At 71.1% G+C, this 20,777-nt stretch carries 21 protein-coding genes; 12 read left to right on the top strand and 9 right to left on the bottom strand.

The features are described 5' to 3' along the window. Positions 1–54 precede the first annotated feature (54 nt). Positions 55–936, top strand: coding sequence for a non-homologous end-joining DNA ligase (gene ligD, locus AB0I77_RS08510; protein WP_363281639.1), 882 nt, complete (start codon positions 55–57; stop codon positions 934–936). Positions 937–1,053: 117 nt separating this feature from the next. Here ligD and AB0I77_RS08515 read toward each other — a convergent pair whose 3' ends face one another. After that, positions 1,054–1,863, bottom strand: a complete 810-nt coding sequence (locus AB0I77_RS08515; protein ID WP_363281640.1) for a nuclease-related domain-containing protein — start codon at positions 1,861–1,863, stop codon at positions 1,054–1,056. Between the two features lie 124 nt (positions 1,864–1,987). On the opposite strand from AB0I77_RS08515, the gene AB0I77_RS08520 reads away from it, so the two are divergent. The 6 genes from AB0I77_RS08520 (at position 1,988) to AB0I77_RS08545 (ending at position 8,030) form a co-directional block, all read left to right on the top strand. Next, on the top strand, positions 1,988–2,494 hold the full coding sequence (locus tag AB0I77_RS08520) for a dual specificity protein phosphatase family protein (RefSeq protein WP_363281641.1): 507 nt from the start codon (positions 1,988–1,990) through the stop codon (positions 2,492–2,494). A gap of 113 nt (positions 2,495–2,607) precedes the next feature. After that, a complete protein-coding gene (locus tag AB0I77_RS08525; RefSeq protein ID WP_363281642.1) occupies positions 2,608–3,336 on the top strand; it encodes a hypothetical protein in 729 nt (242 codons plus the stop codon). Beyond that, positions 3,333–4,568, top strand: coding sequence for a HAMP domain-containing sensor histidine kinase (locus AB0I77_RS08530; RefSeq protein ID WP_363281643.1), 1,236 nt, complete (start codon positions 3,333–3,335; stop codon positions 4,566–4,568). The genes AB0I77_RS08525 and AB0I77_RS08530 overlap by 4 nt, the downstream gene beginning before the upstream one ends. Positions 4,569–4,742: 174 nt before the next feature. Further along, a complete protein-coding gene (locus AB0I77_RS08535; protein ID WP_363281644.1) occupies positions 4,743–5,129 on the top strand; it encodes an SH3 domain-containing protein in 387 nt (128 codons plus the stop codon). Between the two features lie 55 nt (positions 5,130–5,184). Beyond that, a complete protein-coding gene (locus AB0I77_RS08540; RefSeq protein WP_363281645.1) occupies positions 5,185–6,558 on the top strand; it encodes an FtsW/RodA/SpoVE family cell cycle protein in 1,374 nt (457 codons plus the stop codon). Further along, entirely contained in the window at positions 6,555–8,030 is a 1,476-nt protein-coding gene (locus tag AB0I77_RS08545; RefSeq protein WP_363281646.1) for a penicillin-binding transpeptidase domain-containing protein, read from the top strand. Before AB0I77_RS08540 ends, AB0I77_RS08545 begins: the two co-directional genes overlap by 4 nt. Before the next feature lie 58 nt (positions 8,031–8,088). Here AB0I77_RS08545 and AB0I77_RS08550 read toward each other — a convergent pair whose 3' ends face one another. Beyond that, positions 8,089–10,020, bottom strand: a complete 1,932-nt coding sequence (locus AB0I77_RS08550; protein WP_363281647.1) for a nitrate- and nitrite sensing domain-containing protein — start codon at positions 10,018–10,020, stop codon at positions 8,089–8,091. A gap of 233 nt (positions 10,021–10,253) precedes the next feature. On the opposite strand from AB0I77_RS08550, the gene AB0I77_RS08555 reads away from it, so the two are divergent. From AB0I77_RS08555 to AB0I77_RS08565, 3 genes are all read left to right on the top strand, one after another. After that, entirely contained in the window at positions 10,254–10,901 is a 648-nt protein-coding gene (locus AB0I77_RS08555) for a helix-turn-helix domain-containing protein (RefSeq protein ID WP_363281648.1), read from the top strand. Next, the gene (locus AB0I77_RS08560; RefSeq protein ID WP_363281649.1) at positions 10,894–11,214 is read left to right on the top strand and encodes a hypothetical protein; all 321 of its coding nucleotides are present in this window, start codon (positions 10,894–10,896) and stop codon (positions 11,212–11,214) included. The genes AB0I77_RS08555 and AB0I77_RS08560 overlap by 8 nt, the downstream gene beginning before the upstream one ends. 102 nt (positions 11,215–11,316) lie before the next feature. Further along, positions 11,317–12,414 carry an NlpC/P60 family protein gene (locus AB0I77_RS08565; RefSeq protein WP_363281650.1) on the top strand — a complete coding sequence of 366 codons (1,098 nt, stop codon included), beginning with the start codon at positions 11,317–11,319 and terminating at the stop codon, positions 12,412–12,414. Here AB0I77_RS08565 and AB0I77_RS08570 read toward each other — a convergent pair. From AB0I77_RS08570 to AB0I77_RS08595, 6 genes are all read right to left on the bottom strand, one after another. Continuing rightward, positions 12,399–12,956: a dihydrofolate reductase family protein gene (locus tag AB0I77_RS08570; protein WP_363281651.1), complete on the bottom strand. Its 558-nt coding sequence runs from the start codon at positions 12,954–12,956 to the stop codon at positions 12,399–12,401. The two genes, AB0I77_RS08565 and AB0I77_RS08570, sit on opposite strands and share 16 nt — an antisense overlap. Before the next feature lie 122 nt (positions 12,957–13,078). Further along, the gene (locus tag AB0I77_RS08575; protein WP_363281652.1) at positions 13,079–14,332 is read right to left on the bottom strand and encodes a styrene monooxygenase/indole monooxygenase family protein; all 1,254 of its coding nucleotides are present in this window, start codon (positions 14,330–14,332) and stop codon (positions 13,079–13,081) included. 46 nt (positions 14,333–14,378) lie between these two features. Continuing rightward, positions 14,379–15,020 carry an ATP/GTP-binding protein gene (locus tag AB0I77_RS08580; RefSeq protein WP_363281653.1) on the bottom strand — a complete coding sequence of 214 codons (642 nt, stop codon included), beginning with the start codon at positions 15,018–15,020 and terminating at the stop codon, positions 14,379–14,381. Beyond that, complete coding sequence (locus tag AB0I77_RS08585; RefSeq protein WP_363282060.1) at positions 15,001–15,429, bottom strand: DUF742 domain-containing protein; 429 nt, start codon at positions 15,427–15,429, stop codon at positions 15,001–15,003. Before AB0I77_RS08585 ends, AB0I77_RS08580 begins: the two co-directional genes overlap by 20 nt. 5 nt (positions 15,430–15,434) lie before the next feature. Beyond that, positions 15,435–15,983 carry a roadblock/LC7 domain-containing protein gene (locus AB0I77_RS08590; RefSeq protein ID WP_363281654.1) on the bottom strand — a complete coding sequence of 183 codons (549 nt, stop codon included), beginning with the start codon at positions 15,981–15,983 and terminating at the stop codon, positions 15,435–15,437. Continuing rightward, a complete protein-coding gene (locus AB0I77_RS08595) occupies positions 15,980–18,859 on the bottom strand; it encodes a nitrate- and nitrite sensing domain-containing protein (protein ID WP_363281655.1) in 2,880 nt (959 codons plus the stop codon). Before AB0I77_RS08595 ends, AB0I77_RS08590 begins: the two co-directional genes overlap by 4 nt. A gap of 388 nt (positions 18,860–19,247) precedes the next feature. Between AB0I77_RS08595 and AB0I77_RS08600 the strand changes: the two genes are divergently transcribed. Next, positions 19,248–20,036, top strand: a complete 789-nt coding sequence (locus AB0I77_RS08600; protein ID WP_363281656.1) for a hypothetical protein — start codon at positions 19,248–19,250, stop codon at positions 20,034–20,036. A gap of 162 nt (positions 20,037–20,198) precedes the next feature. Next, the gene (locus AB0I77_RS08605) at positions 20,199–20,450 is read left to right on the top strand and encodes a hypothetical protein (RefSeq protein ID WP_363281657.1); all 252 of its coding nucleotides are present in this window, start codon (positions 20,199–20,201) and stop codon (positions 20,448–20,450) included. Positions 20,451–20,572: 122 nt separating this feature from the next. Here AB0I77_RS08605 and AB0I77_RS08610 read toward each other — a convergent pair whose 3' ends face one another. Beyond that, positions 20,573–20,770: a DUF397 domain-containing protein gene (locus tag AB0I77_RS08610; protein WP_363281658.1), complete on the bottom strand. Its 198-nt coding sequence runs from the start codon at positions 20,768–20,770 to the stop codon at positions 20,573–20,575. Positions 20,771–20,777: the final 7 nt, after the last annotated feature.

Consider the following 20,777-nt stretch of genomic DNA (forward strand, 5'->3'; position numbering starts at 1 on the left):
TCGTTTTGGGAGCTTCGCGGGCATTTCCAGGTGTATGTCTGGGATTCTCATCGTATGACGCCGATCACAGAGGTGGAGGGGCGAAGGGTCGCGCTCAGCAATCTGGAGAAGGTGCTGTATCCCGCGAGCGGCTTCACCAAGGCCGAGGTGCTGCACTACTACGCGACCACCGCCGAGGTCCTGCTGCCCCATCTGCGCGACCGGCCGGTGTCCTTCCTGCGCTATCCCGACGGGCCCGACGGCCAGGTCTTCTTCGCCAAGAACGTGCCGCCGGGTACGCCCGACTGGGTCACGACGGCCGAGGTGCCCAGGTCCGAGGGGCCGGCGCGGATGGTGCTGGTGCAGGACCTGGCGAGCCTGATGTGGGCGGCGAACCTGGTCACCGAGTTCCACACCCACCAGTGGCTGGTCGACGCGCCCGGCGAGGCCGACCGGCTGGTCTTCGACCTCGACCCGGGCACGCCGGCGACGATCGTCGAGTGCTGCGAGGTCGCGCTCTGGCTGCGCGAGCGGCTCGCGGCGGACGGCATCGAGGCCTACGCGAAGACCGCCGGATCGAAGGGGCTGCATCTGCTGGCGGCCCTCCGGCCGGTCTCCTCCGACCGGGCCAGCGAGTACGCGAAAGAGCTGGCCGTGGAGGCGGAGAAGGCCATGCCCCGGCTGGTCGTCCACCGGATGACGCGCAGCCTGCGGCCCGGAAAGGTCTTCGTGGACTGGAGCCAGAACGCCGCCCGCAAGACGACGGCCACCCCCTACACGCTGCGGGCCCGGGCGGAGCCGATGGTGTCCGCCCCGGTGACCTGGCGCGAGATCGAGGAGTGCGGGTCCCCCGACCAGCTGGCATTCCGGGCACCGGACATCGCACCCCGCGTCCAGGACTACGGCGATCTACTGGCCCCGCTGCTCGACCCGGACCATGCCGGCCCGCTGCCCTGAGCGACCACTTTCAGCCCGTCCGGCGCTTGAGGACGAGGCCCTTCGGGCCGACAGCGGGGGTCTGGGGGCGGCAGCCCCCAGGGCCGGCCACCCCCACCGACCCGCACTGGACTCAGCTCAACCGCCGGCGGCCCCCCACGTCCGCCGATCCCGCGCCATCGCGTGCAACGCCTCCACATCCGCCGGCTTCAGCACCCCGCCGAGCCGCGCCAGCCCCTCCACCTCCGTATCCGCCAGAACCCGGACCGCGCGCGGCGGAGCGGTGACCGACACTCCCGTGGGGCCGACCAGGGCCAGCACCGGGTGGACCTCGGCCGTCAGGGCGTAGGAGGCGCGGTCGGCGTCGGCGCGGACGCGGCGCAGCAGCGGGCGCGGTTCGCGGCGGCCCAGCGTGACCATCGGGTCGGTGACCGTGACCCGCTGCTTGCGGGCGTACAGCGTGTGGACGGCGAACAGGCCGCCCGGGCCGATCGCCAGGTGGTGCACGCGGTCGCCGCCGGGCAGCGGGATCGAGTGCAGGGCGTGCCAGCCGGCCCCGTCCAGCCGGTCCAGGGCCTCGCCCACCGCCTGCTCCGCCGCCAGCGCCCGGCGGCGCGGGTCGGGGCGGAGACGGTGCGTGGGGCCCGGGTCCCGGTCCAGGGCGATGTGGAGCGCCTCACCGGGGCGGTTGGGCGCCAGGTCGTCGTCCGGGTGGAGGGAGAGCCGGGCCAGCTCCGCGGGCGTCGGCACCGGGGGCGGCCCGATCGCCACCGGTCCGGTGATGAAAGGTTGGAGTACTTCGAGTACGTCGTCCCCGCGGTCCTCGCTGAGCAGGTTGACCCGGGATGCCTCACGGTCGTACCAGGCGATGTTCCTGCCGTCCGTGAGGCAGACGTAGAGCCGTTCCTGACCGTGGCGCCAGGTCGGTACGACGCGCAGTCCGCTCATGCACCATCACCCCACGACCATGGGAACAGGCGAGGTGCTCCGGGTGCAAGAAGGTGGTTACCTTTGAAGGGGAGTTGGCCCGGGTACCTATCGGTGGAGTTGGCAGGGGCTTGGGGAGGCGCCGTTGCGGACGCGCAGGAAACAACCCGACGTACCCGCTCCGGACAGCCCGTGGAACGAGATCGTGCCCGGCCTGTGGATGGGCGGTCACGAGTTCAGGGGGCACTCCGGGCAGGTCGAGTTCGCCGTCGTGCAGGACGAGTTCGACCTCGTGCAGACCTTGCTGAGGCTGCCGGGGCACGGCCCCGACCCCGGCGTCGAGCACCACATCTGGCCGATTCCCGACGGGCCGCTGGACGGCACCCAACTCGCGGGCGTGATAAGGCTGGCCCGCGCCGCGTGCGACGCGCTGGACGACGGCCGCACGGTCCTCGTCCGCTGCTATCACGGCTACAACCGCTCGGGCCTGGTCATCGCACACGCGCTCGTCCGGCAGGGGCGCTCGGCGGACGAGGCGATCGGGCTGATACGGTCCCGGCGCTCGCCCTGGGCCCTGCACAACGAGCTCTTCGTCGAATACCTCCAGGCCGGGCTGCCGACGGCCAGGCTGCTTGAGGAGCTCACGGAGTAAATCGTTTCTTCCGGGGATGCGCAAAAAGGACTTCCGGAAGATTAAGGTTGCGAGGTTGTCGCTCACGGGGTCGTCGATCACGCCCCTCCCGAACCGCAGGAGCACCGAGCCCCGTGTCACCCCCGCGCCCGCGCCGCCGCGCCACCGCCTTCGTCGCCCTGCTGGCGGCGACCCTGGCGGCCCTGGTGGGCTGCGGCGACACGGGCGGGCTGCGCGGTGCGGGGCCGACGTCGACCGCGATCAGCCCGGAGCGGCTGTGGCCGAGCCTCACGCCCGCGTCGAGTCCGGCCTTCGACATCGGCGAGGTGGACACCGCGGTCGTGAAGGGCATCGCGGTACCGGGCGACGACATACGGAAGGTGAACCCGGTCGCGGTGGTCCGCGCCGAGATCGACGCCGCTCCGGGTGATTACGACGGCTCGAAGGCGCCGTACCGCGAGACGGGCCGCCGGATGGCCGACTGCGGGACGGGTGGCGACCGGAGCCGCTGCCCCGTCCTCGCGTCGCACTACCGCGATCTGACCGGCGACGGGCGCGCCGACCTGACGCTGGGCTTTAGGCAGCTGCCCGGAGAGCTGACGGCCGTCCGCGTCTACACCGTCGAGAAGCACCGGCTCGTGCGGGTCATGGAATGGGACGACGCCGTCAGCGCGGTCGAGCTGGCCGGGCGGTCCGTGATCATCCGCTCGCCGTCCGAGGTGGCGGGCTACGAATACCGGCTCCAGTGGACCTGGGACCCGCAGCAGAAGGCGATGCTCCTCACCCACGACGAGATGCTGCGCACCAGCCCGAGAAACCGCCCGCCCCACGGGTCCCCTTCCCCCTCCGCGAGCAGCCGATGAGGCTCGCGCTCCCCCGGTGGACCGGCACGCTCGCCGTGAAGGCCGCCGTCTTCATCACCGTGATGTGCTGCGCGCTGGCCGCCCTGCTCGGCGTCCTCGTACATGTCTCGGTCACCAACCAGACCGTCGGCCAGACCCGCGACCTCGCGCTGTCCCGGCTGACGGAGGCGACGGCGGCGTTCGAGGCCGGGGACCCGCTGACGTGGGGCGCCGGCGTCGATTCCCCGGATCTGCCCGCCCCGCTGCGGGAGCTGGCGGCGGCCGGAGACCGCGGCACGATGGTCGGCGAAACCCACGGGCGCCCCACGATGTGGGCGGCGGGCCCGGTCAACGGCGGGCGGACGCTGGCCGTGGCGGTCGACTACTCGCAGGGTAAACGCACCATCGACGGCCTCGACCGGGCGATCGTGTGGTCCTCGGCCTTGGCGATCGGGGCGACCCTGCTGGTCGGCGCGTTCGCGGTGACCCGGGTGACCCGGCGGCTGCACGCGACCGCGCGGGTGGCCCGGCGGATCAGCGCGGGCGACCTGGACGCGCGCGTCGGTGACCCCCTCGCCAAGGATCCGACGCGGCACCGGGACGAGGTGGCCGCGGTCGCCGCCGCGCTGGACTCCATGGCCGCGTCCTTGCAGGGCAAGCTGCTGAGCGAGCAGCGGTTCACCGCGGACGTGGCGCACGAGCTGCGCACCCCGCTGACCGGGCTGCACGCGGCGGCCGAGCTGCTGCCGCCGGGCCGCCCGACCGAACTCGTCCGGGACCGGGTGGCCGCACTGCGCACGCTCACCGAGGACCTGCTGGAGATCTCCCGTCTGGACACGGGGCGGGAGCGGCTGGAACTGGACAGGGAGCCGCTGGGGGCGCTGGCCGAGCGGGTGGTGCGGGCGTCGGGGACCGACACCGAGGTCCGCGTCGTACGGGATGTGGCGGTGGAGACGGATCGGCGGCGCCTTGAGCGGGTGCTCGGGAATCTGGTCGTGAACGCGCACCGGCATGGGCGGGGGCCGGTGGTGCTGACGGTGGACGGGGCGGTGGTGACGGTGCGGGATCACGGGGACGGGTATCCGGAGTATTTGCTGGAGCATGGGCCGCAGCGGTTTCGTACGGAGGGGGTTTCCAAGGGGCATGGGTTGGGGTTGACGATTGCTGTGGGGCAGGCGGAGGTGTTGGGGGCTCGGCTTGTTTTTGGCAATGCGGTGGGTGGCGGGGCTGTTGCTGTGCTGACTTTGCGGTAGAGAGCTCGGGGGTGCGGGTGGTTCAGCCGTCTGACCCGTCGTGGGGGCTTGTCGCGCAGTTCCCCGCGCCCCTATGGGGCGCTTCTCCTATGGACCAGCGTGACAGGCGGGGGCCCTTTGACGCTCCTAATGTGGCGGTAAGTCAGCTTCGCCCCCTTTGTGGAGGTACTCGCCATGTCCCTGCGCTCCCGCTGCGCCATAGCCGTTGCCGCCGCCGCCCTTCTGGGCTCGGTCGCCACCGCCACTCCCGCCGTCGCGAGCGACGACTGGGGCTCGGACTCGCACGGCAACGGGAATCACCACCACCATGACGACGACAACGACCCGCAGCTGTTCCAGGGCGTCGTCACGGCGAGGACGCTGGCCCTGCGCAGCGCGCCGAACCGCGGCTCCCAGATCATCCGGTTCGCGCACAAGGGCGAGGTCGTCTCGATCTTCTGCAAGACCGGCGGCGAGACCGTCGACGGCAACCCTCTCTGGTATCTCCTCACGGACGGCACCTGGGCCTGGGGCCCGGCCCGGTTCATCGACAACATCGGGCCCGCGCCACGCTGGTGCTGACAGCGAAGACAGACAAGCCTCACCATTTGGGTAGGTTCCGGACATGATCCCGGACATGACCAAGGCCGGAACCGCCGTGCGGGCCGCGGACCCGCCCACGCCCGCCGTACTCCTCCCCCGGCGCCGTGGCGTCGAACTGGCCCTCATCGTCCTCGCCGTCCTGCTGTCGGTGTACGGCTACTGCGACGTCGGCCTCGCCAGGAACGGCTCCGTCCCGCCCGGCGCCGCCGGTTACGGCGCCGGGCTCGGCGTGCTCGCATTCCTCGCCCACTGCGCCGTACGCCTGCGCGCCCCCTGTGCCGACCCGCTGCTGCTGCCGATCGGCGTACTGCTCAACGGCCTCGGCCTGGTCCTGATCTACCGGCTCGACCTGGAGACACCGGGCGACCGGGCGGCCCCCACCCAACTCGTGTGGTCCACCCTCGGCGTGACCCTGTTCATCGTGGTCGTCCTGGCGCTGCGCGACCACCGGGTCCTCCAGCGCTACTCCTACGTGTGTGTCGTCGCCGCCCTCGTCCTGCTCACCCTGCCGATCTTCTTCCCGGCCGTGAACGGGGCCCGCATCTGGATCCGGATCGCCGGATTCTCCATCCAGCCGGGCGAGTTCGCGAAGGTGCTGCTCGCGGTGTTCTTCGCCGCGTACCTGGCCGCCAACCGCAGCGCGCTGGCGTACGCGGGCCGCAGGATCTGGCGGCTCCAGCTGCCCACGGGCCGGGTCCTCGGCCCGATCGTCGCCATCTGGCTGCTGAGCGTCGGCGTACTGATCCTGGAGCGCGACCTCGGCACCTCGCTGCTGTTCTTCGGCCTGTTCGTCGTCCTGCTGTACGTCGCCACCGGCCGCACCGGCTGGATCGCCGTCGGCCTGCTGCTGGCCGCGCTGGGCGCGGTCGCCGTCGGCTGGCTGGAACCGCATGTGCACAGCAGGGTCGAGGACTGGCTGCACCCCTTCGCCTCGATCGAGGCGGGCCAGGGGCCGAACCAACTCGCGCAGTCCCTCTTCGCCTTCGCCACGGGCGGCATCCTCGGCACCGGCCTCGGCCTCGGCCACTCCGTCCTCATCGGCTTCGCCGCCAAGTCGGACTTCATCCTGGCGACGGCGGGCGAGGAGCTGGGCCTGGCGGGCCTGTCCGCGATCTTCCTGCTGTACGGGCTGCTGGTGGAGCGCGGCTACCGGGCGGGCCTCTCGCTGCGCGACCCGTTCGGCCGGCTGCTCGCGGTCGGGCTCGCCTCGATCGTGGCGCTCCAGGTGTTCGTGATCGCGGGCGGGGTGACCGGCCTGATCCCGCTGACCGGCATGGCGATGCCGTTCCTGGCGCAGGGCGGCTCGTCGGTCGTCACCAACTGGGCGATCGTGGCGCTGCTGATCCGGGTGAGCGACTCGGCCCGAGGCCAGTACCAGCACCAGCGTGTGGGGCAGGTGATCCCGTGACCCGATACATCCGGCACGCCGCGGTCTTCTGCGCCCTGCTGCTCGTGGCGCTCCTGGTCAACGCCACCCGCATCCAGATCTTCCAGGCCGCCTCCTACGACGACAACCCGGCCAACCGCCGCACCGACATCGCCCGTTACGGCCGGCCGCGCGGCGACATCCTGGTCGGCGACAGGCCGGTCACCGGATCCCGGGACACCGGCGAGCAGCTCCGCTACGAACGGACGTACGCCGACGGGCCGTTGTACGCGCCCGTCACCGGCTTCGCCTCGCAGGAGTACGGCACGTCCTTCCTGGAGCATTCCGAGGACGGCGTCCTGTCCGGCGCGGACCCGAAGCTGGCGCCCTTCCCACTGTGGAACGACTTCACGCGCGCGCGAAACCGCGGCGGCGACGTCGTGACGACCCTCAACCCGGGCGCGCAGCGGGCGGCGTACGACGGACTGGCCGGGCGCAAGGGCGCGGTGGCGGCGATCGAGCCGTCGACCGGGAGGATCCTGGCGCTGGTGTCGAGCCCGTCGTACGACCCCGCCGAGCTGTCCGGGAACGACGCGGCGGTGGGCCGGTCCTGGGCCCGGCTGAACGGCGACGCGGACAAGCCGATGCTCAACCGGGCGGTACGGCAGACCTATCCGCCGGGTTCGACCTTCAAGGTGGTCACCACGGCGGCGGCGCTGGACGCGGGCGTGATCACGAACCTGGACGCGCCGACGGACTCACCGGCCCCCTACCGGCTGCCCGGGACGACGACGCGTCTGACGAACGAGTCCGACGGCTGCGAGGACCTCTCCCTCCGGGAGGCCTTCAAGTGGTCGTGCAACACGGTGTTCGCGAAGCTCGGCGTGGACGTGGGCGTGCGCGACATGACGGCCACGGCACAGGCCTTCGGCTTCAACGACCCGGGACTGCGGATCCCCTTCGCGGCGGCGCGCAGCACCTTCGACACGACGGTGGACAAGGCGCAGCTGGCGCTGTCGTCCATCGGCCAGTACAACACGCGGGCCACACCGCTTCAGATGGCGATGGTCGCGGCGGCCGTCGCGAACGGGGGGCAGGTGCGGCCGCCGTATCTGGTGGAGCGGACGACCCGGGCGAACGGTGCCACGCTGTCGGCGGCGGGCTCCCGTCCCGTACGGCAGGCGATGCACCCGTCGACCGCCGTGCGCCTGAAGAAGCTGATGACGGAGGTGGTCACGAAGGGCACCGGTACCAACGCGGCCATCCCGCACGCCACCGTCGGCGGCAAGACCGGCACCGCCCAGCACGGCCTCCTCAACGCCGGCATGCCCTATGCCTGGTTCGTGTCCTGGGCACAGGGCGACGACGACCTGGAGCCGAAGGTCGCGCTGGCGGTGGTGGTGGAGGACGCGTCGGCGGACCGGGGAGGCATCACGGGCGGCGGGGTGGCGGCGCCGATCGCGCGAGCGGTGATGAAGGCGGTGCTGAACTCATCCCCCGGCAGCGGGCGGTGATGAACACGGTGCTGAACTCATCCCCCGGCAGCGGGCGGTGATGAACACGGTGCTGAACTCATCGCGCGGCGGCGGCCGTCGGCACCGTCTGGACCAGCGCCCCCGGCAGGGCCACGAAGGCCGTCACGCCCGAGCCCTGGGTCGGCCGCAGTTCGACGTGGGCGCCGAGGCGGGCGGCGAGGGCGCCGACGACATGGTGGCCGAGGAACCGGGTGGGTGCCTTGAGGAAGGAGCCGCGCCCGGACAGCAGGGCGTTGGCCTCCGCCATGCGCTCGGCGGTCATGCCGATGCCCCGGTCGAGGACGGCGAGGCAGTACTCGCCGCCATCCCGCCAGCCGTAGACCTCGACGGGCTGCTTGGGCGGGCTGAACATCAGGGCGTTCTCCACCAGTTCGGCGAGCAGGTGGGAGAGTTCGGCGACGCAGTGGCCGCGAACCCGGCAGGGCTCGACGTCGGTGACGGCGACGCGCTGGTACTGCTCGACCTCGGAGACGGCCGACTGCACGACCTCGTGGACGGCGACCGTGCCCCGCCAGACGCGGGCCGGGGACTCCTCGCCGGCCAGCACCAGCAGGGACTCGGCGTTGCGCCGCATGCGGGTGGCCAGGTGGTCGAGTTCGAAGAGCTCGGAGAGGGCGTCCGGGTCGAGCTCCTGGCTCTCCAGGGTGGTGATCAGACCGAGCTGGCGGCTGAGGAGCGCCTGGTTGCGGCGGCCCAGGCTGGCCAGGGACTCCGTGCTGTTGCGGCGCAGCACGGCCTGTTCGGCGGCGAGGTCGACGGCGGTGCGCTCGACGTTGCGCAGGGCGGCCGCCAGGCGGGTGATCTCCCGTGCGCTGCCCGGCAGTTCGGGCCGCTCGAACTCGGGCGGGAGCGGGGTGTCGGGGTCGGCGTCCTGGATGCGCCGGACGGCGGCGGTCAGCCTGGTCCCGGCCACCGCGTCCGCCTCGTCGGCGAGGGCGCCCAGGGGACGGGCGATGGAGCGGGCCGCGATGACGGCGAGCGCGCAGGCCACGGCGAGGATGAGCCCGCCGAGCGCGAGGAAGCCGGCGAGCTCCCGGGTGGCCGCGCCTCCGCTGTCCTCGGCGCGGGCCCGCACGTCGTCGCCGACCTGCTTCTGCACGCCGTGCAGATCGTCGACGAGGGTCGTCATGTCGGCCCACCAGCGGGCGGGATCGACGGACAGGGCGGAGCCGTCGGCGCCGCGCTCGGCCTGCTGCTCGTAACCGGTGGCGCGGCGGGCGGCGGCGGTCGCGAAGGCCTTGTCGAGCGCGGACTCCTCGTCCGGGGCGGCGAGTTGGCGGAACTGGCCGAGGGCGGCGACGCGGGTGGCACGGAGCTCGGTGAAGTCGAGGTACTCACCGGAGCGGAAGCGCCCGGCGGCGAACACGCCGTTGAGGGAACCGCGTTCGAGGGCGACCGCCTCGGTGGCCCGGGCCAGGGACTGGAGGGCCTGCACGCCCTCGGCGATACCGCGGTCGCCGTCGGGCGCGCCGGCGGACTCGGCGTCGATCAGGGCGGTGACGGCCTTGGTGTAGGCGTTCAGGGTGGGGGTGCGGCCGGCGGTGCCGGCGTCGACCGCCACGCGGGTCGAGGTGAGGGCGGCGAGGGGGGTCTCGGCGGCGTCGAGTGCGGAGACGGTGGCGCCCGGCAGCCCGCCGCGTTCGTCCAAGAGCGCGGCGCGGAGTTTCTCGCGGGCCTCGTCGGTCTGGCCCCGCTGCTCGCGCACGTCGTCCCGGTACGCCTCGGCACCGCCCAACAACCCACTGGTCAGCCCGCGTTCACGCTGCACCTCCCGTACGAGGTCCTGCACGCGCAGCAGCACGCCGACGTGCGCCTCGGTCTCGCGGGCGGCGGACCACTCGGCGACGCGGTCGGCGACGCCGAGCCCGATGAGGGCGAGCAACAGGCAGGTCGGGACGGCCAGGACGACGGCCATGCGACCGCGGATGGAGTTCCAGCCGGGCAGGGCGGACCGTCGAAGGCTGGTCAAACGGTGGGCGCTGGTCAAACGGTGGGTGGTCGATACGTTCCCCGTCATGCCGTGTGAGGCTACGGGCGGGCCGGTCAGGGCACGGTTTCCAAGCCGTAAGCCGACGGTACACAAGTGTTCACGCGCGGGGCGGGCAGGCTGTGAAAGCCGGACAATGCCAACAATGCCGTGGAGAGCGCTCGCGCTCACGTCGTGCGACGGGGGGTGCTGACCGAGACGATTACGCTGCACCCATGACCCCCGCCACCCCCGCCTACCGCCGCCTGAGCGTCGAGGAGCGTCGGAGTCAGCTCCTGGACGCCGCGCTGTCCCTCTTCGCGCACCGCGCGCCCGAGGAGGTGTCGCTCGACGACGTGGCGGAGGCGGCCGGGGTCTCGCGGCCCCTGGTGTACCGGTACTTCCCGGGCGGCAAACAGCAGCTGTACGAAGCCGCCCTCAGGTCCGCCGCCGAGGAACTCCACCAGTGCTTCGACGAACCCCGCCGGGGCCCCCTCCTCCCCCGCCTGGCCCGCGCCCTGGACCGCTACCTCGCCTTCGTCGACCAGCACGACACCGGTTTCAGCGCCCTGCTCCAGGGCGGCAGCGTCGTCGAGACGTCCCGTACGACGGCCATCGTGGACGGCGTACGCCGGGCCGCCGCCGAGCACATCATGCGTCACCTGGAGGTCGCCGAGCCGGGCCCGCGACTGCGGATGACCGTCCGGATGTGGATCACGGCGGTCGAAGCGGCCTCCCTCATCTGGCTGGACGAGGCCAAGCAGCCGCCCGCCGGCGAACTGCGGGACTGGCTCGTGGAGCAGTTCGTGGCGGCCTTCTCGGTCACCGCCCGCCGGGACCCGCAGACGGCGGCACTGGTCGAGGCCCTCGCGGCGGATGGCTGACACTGGTGCCGTGAAGAGCGAAGACACCCCCTTCGAGGGCGGGCCCATGGACGGGCGCGTGCTCCCCGTGCTGCTGGGACCGACCGGGCACCCGCCCAAGACGTACCGCATCCCCGTCCCGGACGCCGCCGGCGGCCCGCCCACCGTGCTCGTCTACCACCGGGTGCCGCGCGGACACAGCAAGCGACTCGGGCTTCAGCAGGGGTGGAAGTACGAGTACGACCCCCAGGGGCGGCAGGAAAGCAAGCTCAAGTGGCCGTGGTCCAAGCCGGACGCCAACCCGGACGCCAACCCCGACGACACCCAAGGGTGACGCCGTTGCGCCGAACCGCGCACACCCGCGCGCGCACCTCCCGCGCACGTCCCATGCTCACGATGCGGAGCGGAAGGGCTGCTCCGCATCGGAGGTGATGAAGTGTCAGGAAGGCTTCTCCGTCTCGTCTGTACCGCGGCGATCGCGGCCGGAACCGTCCTCGCACCCCTGCCCGCCACGGCCGCACCCGAGCCCCGGGAACCCGGACAGCGGCCCGTCGCCCAACTGCTGACGGACCTTCAGCGGCTGTACCGCGAGGCCGAACGGGCCACCGAGAGCTACAACGCCACCGAAGAGAAGCTGAAGCAACGCCGCGCCGAGGCCGAGCGCCTGGACACCCAGCTGGCCCGCGCCCGGCTCTCGCTGCACGACAGCCGCAGGGCGGCGGGGCGGCTGGCCCGGCAGCAGTACCAGAGCAGCACCGACATCTCCTCGTACGTACGGCTGCTGCTCGCCCGCGACCCGCAGCACGCGCTCGAACAGGGCCATGTGATCGGGCAGGTGGCGCGCGAGCGGGCCGAGACGGTGGGGCGGATGGTGGGCAGCGAGAAGAAGGCCGACGAACTGGCACGCAAGGCGCGGGGGGCCCTGGACGACCAGCTCACCCTCGCCGAACGGCGGAAGAAGGAGCGGGACGACGTACGCAAGCGGCTCGCGGACGTCGAGCAGCTGATCGCCTCGCTCAGCGCCGAACAGCTCGCCGAGATCGCCGAGTTCGAGAAGAACGGGATCGCGAAGGCGCAGGACGCGCTCATGGCGTCCGGCGCGCTCAGCGACGATCACAAGCCGTCGCGGAAGGGCGACAAGGCGCTGCGGTACGCCGTACGGCAGCTCGGGAAGCCGTACGAGTGGGGCGCGGAGGGCCCGGAGTCGTACGACTGCTCGGGCCTGACCTCCGAGGCCTGGGGCGATGCGGGGGCGCCGATCCCCCGCACCAGCCAGGAGCAGTGGGCCCGGCTGCCGAGGATCCCGCTCGACGAGCTGCGACCGGGTGACCTGGTGATCTACTTCCCCGAGGCCACCCACGTGGCGATGTACCTGGGCAAGGGCAAGGTGGTCCAGGCGCCGCGCACGGGCGAGAAGATCAAGGTCTCCCCCATCGCGTCGTACCCGATCCTGGGAGCCGTACGTCCGGACGCCCCGCACACCGGGCGGCACGGGGCTGAGACATCACGCTCCGCGGCTCAGCGGGTCCGGTAGCGCGCGTAGATCAGTCCGCTGTCGAAGGCACGCTCCTCGACCAGCTCGAGATCGAGGCGTACGCCGTCGGGGAAGAAGCGCTTGCCGCCGCCGACCACGCTCGTGGTGATGAACAGGTGGTACTCGTCCACCAGGCCGGCCGCGATCGCCTGGGCCGCGAGGTTCGGGCCGTCGACGGTGAGGTCGTGATCAGCCTCGGCCTTGAGCTTGCGCACCGCGTCCGGGTCGAAGGTCCGCTCGATCCTGGTCTTCGCGCTGGACACCGACTCGAGCGTCGTGGAGTACACGATCTTCTCCGCGGCCTGCCAGTCGCGGGCGTACTGGAGGATGTGCGGCGGCTGGTCGGGCTCGGTGTGCGCGGTCTCCCAGTAGACCATCGTCTCGTACATCCGCCGGCCGTAGAGGTACGTGCCGACGGGACGGAAGAGGTCGTTGATGAAGGTATGCACCTCCTGGTCCTCGGCCCCGGTGCCGAGGCCGCCCTCCGCCGCCTCGGCGTAGCCGTCGAGCGAGGTGATCATCGAGTACATGAGCTTCGCCATGCGTCTCCTTCGGGTACGAGCGCGTCAGTCTGCCTGCGATCCTGCAAGCTATGACCCCCGCGCGACCCGGAACTCATCGCACGACCCGGAACTCATCGATCGGCCGGCTGCTCAGAAGCCCGTCAGGCCCCGGTCACCGAGGCGAGATAGGCCTCCGTCTTCGCCGGCTCGTAGAAGAAGTGCTCGAAGTCGGCCGGGTCGTCGAAGGCGTTGGCGAAGCGGTCGGCGACGGGTGGGAGCTGGCCGGCGGCGCCGATCAGGTTGAGGATGTGCTCCGGCGGCGGGGCGAGCATCGCGTTGGTCCACTTGGTGACGTACTGAGCGGTGTTCCAGTACCGATCGAACGTGGCCCGCATCCAGGACTCGTCGAACTCCTTCTCACCGTGTTCCAGGATGGAGGCGAGGTACGAAGCCGCGCACTTGGACGCCGAGTTGGAGCCCTGGCCGGTGATGGGGTCGTTGGCGACGACGACGTCGGCGACGCCCAGGACCAGTCCGCCGCCGGGAAGGCGGCCGACCGGGTTGCGGACGGTGGGGGCGTAGCGGCCGGACAGCACGCCGCCCGCGTCGGTCAGTTCGACCTGGGTGGCCCGCGCGTGTTCCCAGGGGACGAACTTCTCCATGAGTTCCAGGGTCAGGGAGAGGTGCTCCGCCGGGTCCTTGACGCCGTGGAAGACGTCGAGCGGGCCGCCGGGTATGCCCTCCAGGAAGAGGATGTCGGCGCGGCCGGAGGTGGTGAGCGTCGGCATGACGAACAGCTCGCCGACGCCCGGGACGAGGTTGCAGCGGACCGCCTCGTAGTCCGGGTGCTCCGGGCGCGGGCCCATGCCGTGCACGTACGCCACCGCGAGGGCGCGCTGCGGCTCGCTGTACGGGGACCTCTCCGGATCGCGGCCGAACATCTGGACGAGCTCGCCCTTGCCCGCCGACACCAGCACCAGGTCGTACGTACGGGAGAAGTAGTCGAGGTCGCCGACCGCCGCGCCGTGGATGACCAGCTGTCCGCCGCGCTGCGCGAAGGTCTCCATCCAGCCGGCCATCTTCACGCGCTGGTCGACCGACTGCGCGTACCCGTCGAGCTTGCCCACCCAGTCGATCGCACGCTGCGTCGGGCCCGGGTCGTGCGAGCCGGGGGCCGCGACCGAGACGCCGAGTCCTTCGATCTTCGGGGCCTGGGACTCCCAGAAGTTCAGCTGGAGATCACGCTCGTGCTGGAGTGCCGTGTGGAACATGCACTGCGTCGACATGACCCGGCCGGAGCGGATCTCGTCCGCGGTCCGGTTGGACATCAGGGTGACCTCGTACCCGTGCGACTGGAGTCCGAGGGCTATCTGGAGTCCGGACTGGCCGGCTCCGACGACGAGTATCTTCCGCATGCGGGGGCTGTTCTCCTACTCGGGTACTCGGGTTCTGCTCAGAGTTCTACTCGGGGGTGACGTCCAGCGCGTGGCCGACGAGGGACAGGAGGGTCTCGATCACCGATATCCTCCGGCGCGCGTCCATGATCATGACAGGTATGTGTGCCGGGATCGTCAACGCCTCCCGCACGTCCTCCGGTTCGAACAGCTCGCTGCCGTCGAAGTGGTTGACGGCGACGACGTACGGCAGCCCACAGCTCTCGAAGTAGTCCAGCGCCGGGAAGCAGTCCGTCAGGCGGCGGGTGTCGGCCAGCACCACCGCGCCGATCGCGCCGCGCACCAGGTCGTCCCACATGAACCAGAACCGCTGCTGGCCCGGCGTGCCGAACAGGTAGAGCACCAGGTCGTCGTCGAGCGTGAGGCGGCCGTAGTCCATGGCCACGGTGGTGGTCAGCTTCTCCGGCGTGGCGGTGAGGTCGTCGGTCCCCTCGCTCGCCGTGGTCATCAGCGCCTCGGTCTGCAAAGGCGTGATCTCCGAGACGGTGCCGACCAGCGTGGTCTTGCCGACGCCGAACCCGCCCGCCACCACGATCTTCGTCGCGATGGGGGCACGGGTACGGTCCGTCTGCCAGGACTTGAGGTCCTCCTCGACCTCGGCGAACGGGGCGACGACGCTACGCGCGGCGTCAGAGACGACGGAGTCCACTGAGCACCCTTTCCAGCAGAGCGCGGTCCGGCCGGCCCGTGCCGTGACCTGTTCCTGTTCCGTACACGTGGATCTTTCCCTGGTCCGCGAGATCGCTGAGGAGCACGCGGACCACGCCGAGCGGCATCTTCAGCAGCGCGGCGATCTCGGCCACCGTGCGCATCCGGCGGCACAGTTCGACGATGGCCCGCATCTCCGGCATGACCCGGCCGTTGAGGGAACCTTTCGTCAGTTCCTTGCGCTCCTCGGCGGCCTCGATCGCCGCGGTGCTCTCCGTACTGGCCACGAAGGTCTCGACGAGGAGGACGTGTCCGAAGCGGGTACGGCCGCCGGTGAGCGAGTAGGGCCGCACACGGGCGGGTTTGCGGTCGGCGCCGCGCACGGGAAGCTTTCTCGGCGCACCGCTCATGCCGCTCATCGGGTACTCCCCGTCGAGGTCGACTCGCTCTTGCCCTTGTGCTTGTCCCCGTGCCCCTCGTTCTCGTGCTCAAGGGACTGCCGTAGCTCGCTGCGGAGTTCGGGTGTCAGGACATGACCGGCCCGGCCCACGAACAGCGCCATGTGGTATGCCACGACACTCATGTCCACGTCGGTGGCACCGTGCACACCGAGCAGCGAGCCGTCGCTGATCGACATCACGAACAGGCTGCCCTCGTCCATGGCGACCATGGTGTGCTTCACCGCGCCGGAATCCATCAGCTTGGCGGCGCCGATGGTGAGGCTGCCGATGCCGGAGACGATGGTGGCGAGGTCGGCGGAGGAGCCGCGCGGGCCGGTGAGCTTCTCGTCGCGTGCCTCCCGGGCCGCGGCGTTGTGGGCCGCGTCGGAGGAGAGCAGGAGCAGGCCGTCGGAGGAGACGACGGCCACCGACTGGATGCCCGGCACCTCCTCGACGAGATTGGTCAGCAGAAAGTGAAGATTGCGGGCCTCACGGCTCAGTCCGAAGGTACTGGGCGCGGTCAACTGCTTGCCTCCTCGACGGTGCCCCCCGTGGCTGCTTCGGATGATGCGGGCTCCCTGGCGGGTGCCTTGTGCTCGCCGGTCTGTTCGGCGATCTCCGCCTCTACGTCGCGGTAGCCCGCCTCCGCCCCCCGGCGGAAGCCGCCCAGGCGGCGACGGAGCGCCTCCGCGTCGACGGACCCGGTCCGCCGGCGCGGGGCCGGGGCCGGGGCGGTGATCTTCGGAGTGCGCTTGGGGAGGCCCTTGTCGGTGACCAGGGGCTCCGGCTGGTCGGGGACGCGTTCGTGGCTGTCGGGGCCGATGCTGTAGGGATCGGTGGAGGGGGTGGGCTCCTCGGCCGCGGCCGATTCCGGCTCGGGTTCCCGGGGCTCCGGGATCAGGAGCTCCATGGTGGTCTCGGCGGGGAGCTCGATCTCGCCCCGTACAGCCTCTGCTGCCTCTTCCGCCGCTACTGCCTCTTCCGCCGCTACTGCCTCTTCTGCCGCTGCTGCCGCTTCCGCCTGGCTCACGGCCTTCTCCGCCAGCGCGACCAGGGGGTCGCCCGCCTCCGAACGGCCGTGCAGCACATTGGAGTTGACCTCCGCGTCCGCATCCGGCAGGGAGAAGGAGTGCGTACCGCCGGCCGCGGGCGACGAAGAATCCGTCGGGACGGCCGCGGACGGCGCTGCGGCCAGCAACCCCTTCGGCAGGACGACGACAGCGGTGACGCCCCCTTGCTTCTGCTCGCGCAACTGCACGCGCACGCCGAGCCGATGAGCGAGCCGCGCCACGACGTACAGCCCGAGGCCGATCCCCTCCTCACCATCCCCACCGGAGGAGCCGGAGGAGCCGGAGGAGCCCGAGGAGCCCGAGGAGCCCGAGGTGTCGTACGCCTCGTACGGCGCCTCCGAGTCGAAGTCGGCGAGGCGGGAGTTGAGGGTGCTCATGCGCTCGGCGGTCATGCCGATGCCCTCGTCCTGGACGGAGAGCATGACCTCGCCGCTCTCCAGGAGCCAGCCGGAGACCTCGACGGGCAGGTCGGACGGCGAGAACGAGGTGGCGTTCTCCATGAGTTCGGCCAGCAGGTGGGACAGGTCGTCGGCGGCGAAGCCGGCCACGTGCGCGTGCGGCGGCAGCGCGGCGATGCGGACGCGCTCGTACCGCTCGATCTCGCTGACCGCGGCGCGCACGACGTCGACGAGCGGGACGGGTCCCGCGCTCTGCTGGACATGCTCGGTGCCGGCGAGGACGAGGAGGTTCTCGCTGTGCCGCCGCATGACGGTGGCGAGGTGGTCGAGCCGGAAGAGCGTGGCGAGCCGGTCCGGGTCCTGCTCGCGCTCCTCCAGGCCCTCGATGACGGCGAGTTGCCGCTCGACGAGGCCGAGGGTGCGCAGCGCGAGGTTGACGAAGGTGGCGGAGATACTGGTGCGCACCCGCGCCAACTGGGAGGTGGACTCGGCGAGTTCGGTCTTGAGCTGCTCGCGGGCATCGGCCATCTTCTGGCGCTGCCCGACGAGGTGCTTGCGGTCGGCCTCCAGCGTGGTGACGCGGTCGGCGAGGGCGACGGCGTGCGCGTGCAGGGCGTTGACGGAGCGGACGACCTGGGCGAACTCGTCGTTGCGGCCGGTGAAGGTGACGGGTTCCTCGGCGCCGGCGTCCGCCGCCTCGGCCAGCCGGGCGGAGCCGCGGCGCAGCACGGACAGCGGCCGGGTGAGGGTGCGGGCCATGGCGGTGGCGATGCCGACGGCGAGCAGCAGGAGGGCGCCGAGGAGGGCGATGCGGATCTCCAGCGCGGTGACGTCGTCGTCGCGCAGCTGGGCGAGGTCCTTGACCCGGCGGTCGTAGAGGGCGGCCTCGGCGCCGCGCATCGCGTCGATACGGGCGGAGAGGGCGGCGTCGACCTTGGTGGCGCTGGTGCCGAGTTCGCCGTTCGTCAGGGTCGGCTGGTCGGTGAGGGCGGCGAGGTACTTCTCGGCGGAGTTGATCTCGGGGCCGGTGACCGTGGAGTCGTAGCGCGCCTTGGCCGACGCGGGCGCGTAGTCCTGGAAGTCGGCGAGGGCGGCGTCGGAGCGCAGGCGGGCCTGCTGGGCGGCGGTGCTGAGGGCGTCGCGCAGCTTGGTGTCGGCGGCCGAGGAGGTGGTCTCGGTGGTCGACAGGCCGGTGATGGGGTCGATGACGGTCTGCGTCGTCGTCGGCACGTTGAGGGCGGCGAGGAGGAGCCCGCGGGCGGCGGCGGCCTGCTGGACGGCGGAGTCCAGCTCGGCGAGGGAGTACGCGCCGGAGCCCGCGCGGGGCGGCATCTGTTCGGCCAGGTCCTCGGCGAGCCGGTGGAGGTCGGTGATGGCGGCCGAGTAGGCCTGATGCGCTTCGAGAGCACTGCTCTTGCCGGTGAGCGCCGCTCTCCGGACGGCCGCGATGCCGTCGAGGTCACTGCGCAGGGAGGCGGGCACGTCGGTGTCGCTGTGCAACTCCTCGACCTGCCGGTCGACCCGGGCGCTGCGCTGCTCGGAGGGTGCCTTGGACTTGGCGCGCCCGGCGGCGATGTACGAGGTCACCTCGTCGCGCTCGTCGGCGAGCGAGTGGGCGAGGGAGAGGGCGTCCTGGGTCTGCTCGGCGAGGGTCACCAGGTCCTGGGAGTCGCTGAGCTCCCCGGAAGCGGTGACGACCGACGGGACACCGGCCCCGGCGATGGCGGCGGCCACGACGGCGACGGCGAGAATCAGCCGGGTACGCACGTGGGTAGGGCGCCCCTTGCCGACGGGAACACCGGACGTGGCGGGAACACCGGACGTAGCGGGATGAGGGGGGCCGGGCGTGCCGAGTGTGTGTTCCACGCCTTTGCCGGAGGCCGCCTGCTTGCCCGTACGACGAGGCCGCGTCATCTGCACCGGTGCTCGCATTCCTGACTCGTGAATACCCATGGGCCGGACGAAGCCCTGCCAACCCAACTCATCAAGTCATGAATCAGGGCCAACTGGTGCATACGTCCGGTACGGTTCCCGACCCTCCCAGTGCCGGTGGGCGGTGGTCGCGCATCACCTGACCCGCCACCCGAAGGAGTGAACATCGGACGGGAGTTGGCGGGCAAGTTCCTCTGGCCCGTGCATCTGTCTCGCGCCGCGGGCCGGTTGGACGTCGGCGGCGGACGGTGGCACTATTCGCCACCACGCCCGCCTGGAACCAACCATTCCACCCCAAATCAGGTTCCTGACCTGCGCAGGTACGCGAATCCAGCAAGCAATGCCACCCTTCCGCGCAGCTTGTGAAGGGCTCGTGCAGACTGGCCGGATGCGTACAGAACTTGTTTCGGAGCCCGGCGATCCGGCTCGCCCCAACGAGGACTTCGCGAGCGTCGGACTTCCGGCTTCCGGACTGGGCGGAGCGCTCGTGGTCCTGGACGGAGTGACACCGCCGAAGGACGCGACAGGCTGTCTGCATTCCGTCCCCTGGTTCACCGCACGCCTCGGCGGCGCCCTGACCGAACTGACCGTTTCACGCCGAGATCTGACGCTGCCGGAGATCCTCGCACGGTCGATCCTCCGAACAGCCGAGTCCCACAAGTCCACTTGTGACCTTTCTCACCCACGCACCCCACAAGCAACCGTAGTTGTGGCCCGCTGGTCACCGGACACGGTCGAGTACCTGATCCTCTCGGACTCGGCACTCCTGGTGGAGTCACCGGCCGGTTCGATCACCCCTCACCTGGACGACCGCCTGTCCCGCCTCCCCCGCTCCGCCCTCGCCACGGACGCCCTGATCGACGCCACGATCCGCAACAAGGAGGGCGGCTTCTTCACAGCGGCGGCGGATCCGTCGGTGGCGGCACGGGCGGTGACGGGAGTACTGCCGCGCGGCGAGGTCCGCACTCTGGTCGCGCTGACGGACGGGGCGACGCGGTGGGTGGAGAAGTTCGGCGAGGGCGGCTGGGACGACTGCTTCAGGTTCGTACGGAAGGAGGGGGCGGGGGCGTTGGTGGAGAGGGTGCGGGTGCTGGAGCGGGGGGATTCGGAGGAGCGGGCGTATCTGGGGCGGAGCAAGACGCATGATGATGCGACGGTGGTGTGTGTCGAGTTTTGACGTCTCGGGGCGTAACCGATCGGGACATCTATCACCTGAACGTCAGAGAAGATCAACGCTTCGACGCAGTATCGGAACAGATGTCGCTGATAGGCCGGCGCGACACCGGTGCGTGGATCCGCAGCCGCGTAGACGGTGACCTCGTAGTCACGCATGTAGTTGGTGAATCCGACGCACGACGGCTTGATCGAAGGTCTCTTCCAGCGACTGCTCAAGTGCTACGGCGTCCATATCGCCGTTCTACCGAACGCGCCGCCGGTGCTAGCCATCGTGCGGGAGAGCACCCCGACCGAGGACGGCGGCGACGAGTGGCCGCGGCTGAACTTCGCCAGCACGCTGTCGAGCGGCAAGGGCGACCTCGCCGCCGGGTCGAGCGAGATTCTGCGTACCGAACTGGGACGGCAGCTCGAATGATCATCTTGAACCCTGGTCCGCTCGTCGCAGCCACGGATGTCGATGACAAAGACCACGCGCGCTGCGTCGCAGGTCTTGGCGGTGTCGCGGGAAAAGGGGAGCGGGAGGCTTCCGTGCGCGGGTCAGGGCCGTGCGGAAGGTGAGTTCGCCTTGATGTGCCATAGGAGAGCGGCGAGTTGGAGCCGGTGGGTGTGGAGTACGACGGTGGGGGCATCGCTTTCGCGGAGGGCGAGGATGTCTTCCGTGGTGGCGAGTTCGACGCAGTTCGTGCCGTCTCCCGACCCCGAGTAGGACGACTTCTGCCAGACGATCTCGGACATGTCCCTG

Source organism: Streptomyces sp. NPDC050619 (genome assembly GCF_040654815.1).
Taxonomy (GTDB): Bacteria; Actinomycetota; Actinomycetes; order Streptomycetales; family Streptomycetaceae; genus Streptomyces.

Excerpts from the sequence above, each read along its gene's own strand:
- AB0I77_RS08560 (WP_363281649.1), top strand. The coding sequence starts at position 10,894 with ATGGCTGACACTGGTGCCGTGAAGAGCGAAGACACCCCCTTCGAGGGC.
- AB0I77_RS08595 (WP_363281655.1), bottom strand. The coding sequence starts at position 18,859 with ATGCGAGCACCGGTGCAGATGACGCGGCCTCGTCGTACGGGCAAGCAG.
- AB0I77_RS08585 (WP_363282060.1), bottom strand. The coding sequence starts at position 15,429 with ATGAGCGGTGCGCCGAGAAAGCTTCCCGTGCGCGGCGCCGACCGCAAA.
- AB0I77_RS08515 (WP_363281640.1), bottom strand. The coding sequence starts at position 1,863 with ATGAGCGGACTGCGCGTCGTACCGACCTGGCGCCACGGTCAGGAACGG.
- AB0I77_RS08600 (WP_363281656.1), top strand. The coding sequence starts at position 19,248 with ATGCGTACAGAACTTGTTTCGGAGCCCGGCGATCCGGCTCGCCCCAAC.
- AB0I77_RS08535 (WP_363281644.1), top strand. The coding sequence starts at position 4,743 with ATGTCCCTGCGCTCCCGCTGCGCCATAGCCGTTGCCGCCGCCGCCCTT.
- AB0I77_RS08610 (WP_363281658.1), bottom strand. The coding sequence starts at position 20,770 with ATGTCCGAGATCGTCTGGCAGAAGTCGTCCTACTCGGGGTCGGGAGAC.
- AB0I77_RS08540 (WP_363281645.1), top strand. The coding sequence starts at position 5,185 with ATGACCAAGGCCGGAACCGCCGTGCGGGCCGCGGACCCGCCCACGCCC.
- ligD (WP_363281639.1), top strand. The coding sequence starts at position 55 with ATGACGCCGATCACAGAGGTGGAGGGGCGAAGGGTCGCGCTCAGCAAT.
- AB0I77_RS08570 (WP_363281651.1), bottom strand. The coding sequence starts at position 12,956 with ATGGCGAAGCTCATGTACTCGATGATCACCTCGCTCGACGGCTACGCC.
- AB0I77_RS08530 (WP_363281643.1), top strand. The coding sequence starts at position 3,333 with ATGAGGCTCGCGCTCCCCCGGTGGACCGGCACGCTCGCCGTGAAGGCC.
- AB0I77_RS08575 (WP_363281652.1), bottom strand. The coding sequence starts at position 14,332 with ATGCGGAAGATACTCGTCGTCGGAGCCGGCCAGTCCGGACTCCAGATA.
- AB0I77_RS08555 (WP_363281648.1), top strand. The coding sequence starts at position 10,254 with ATGACCCCCGCCACCCCCGCCTACCGCCGCCTGAGCGTCGAGGAGCGT.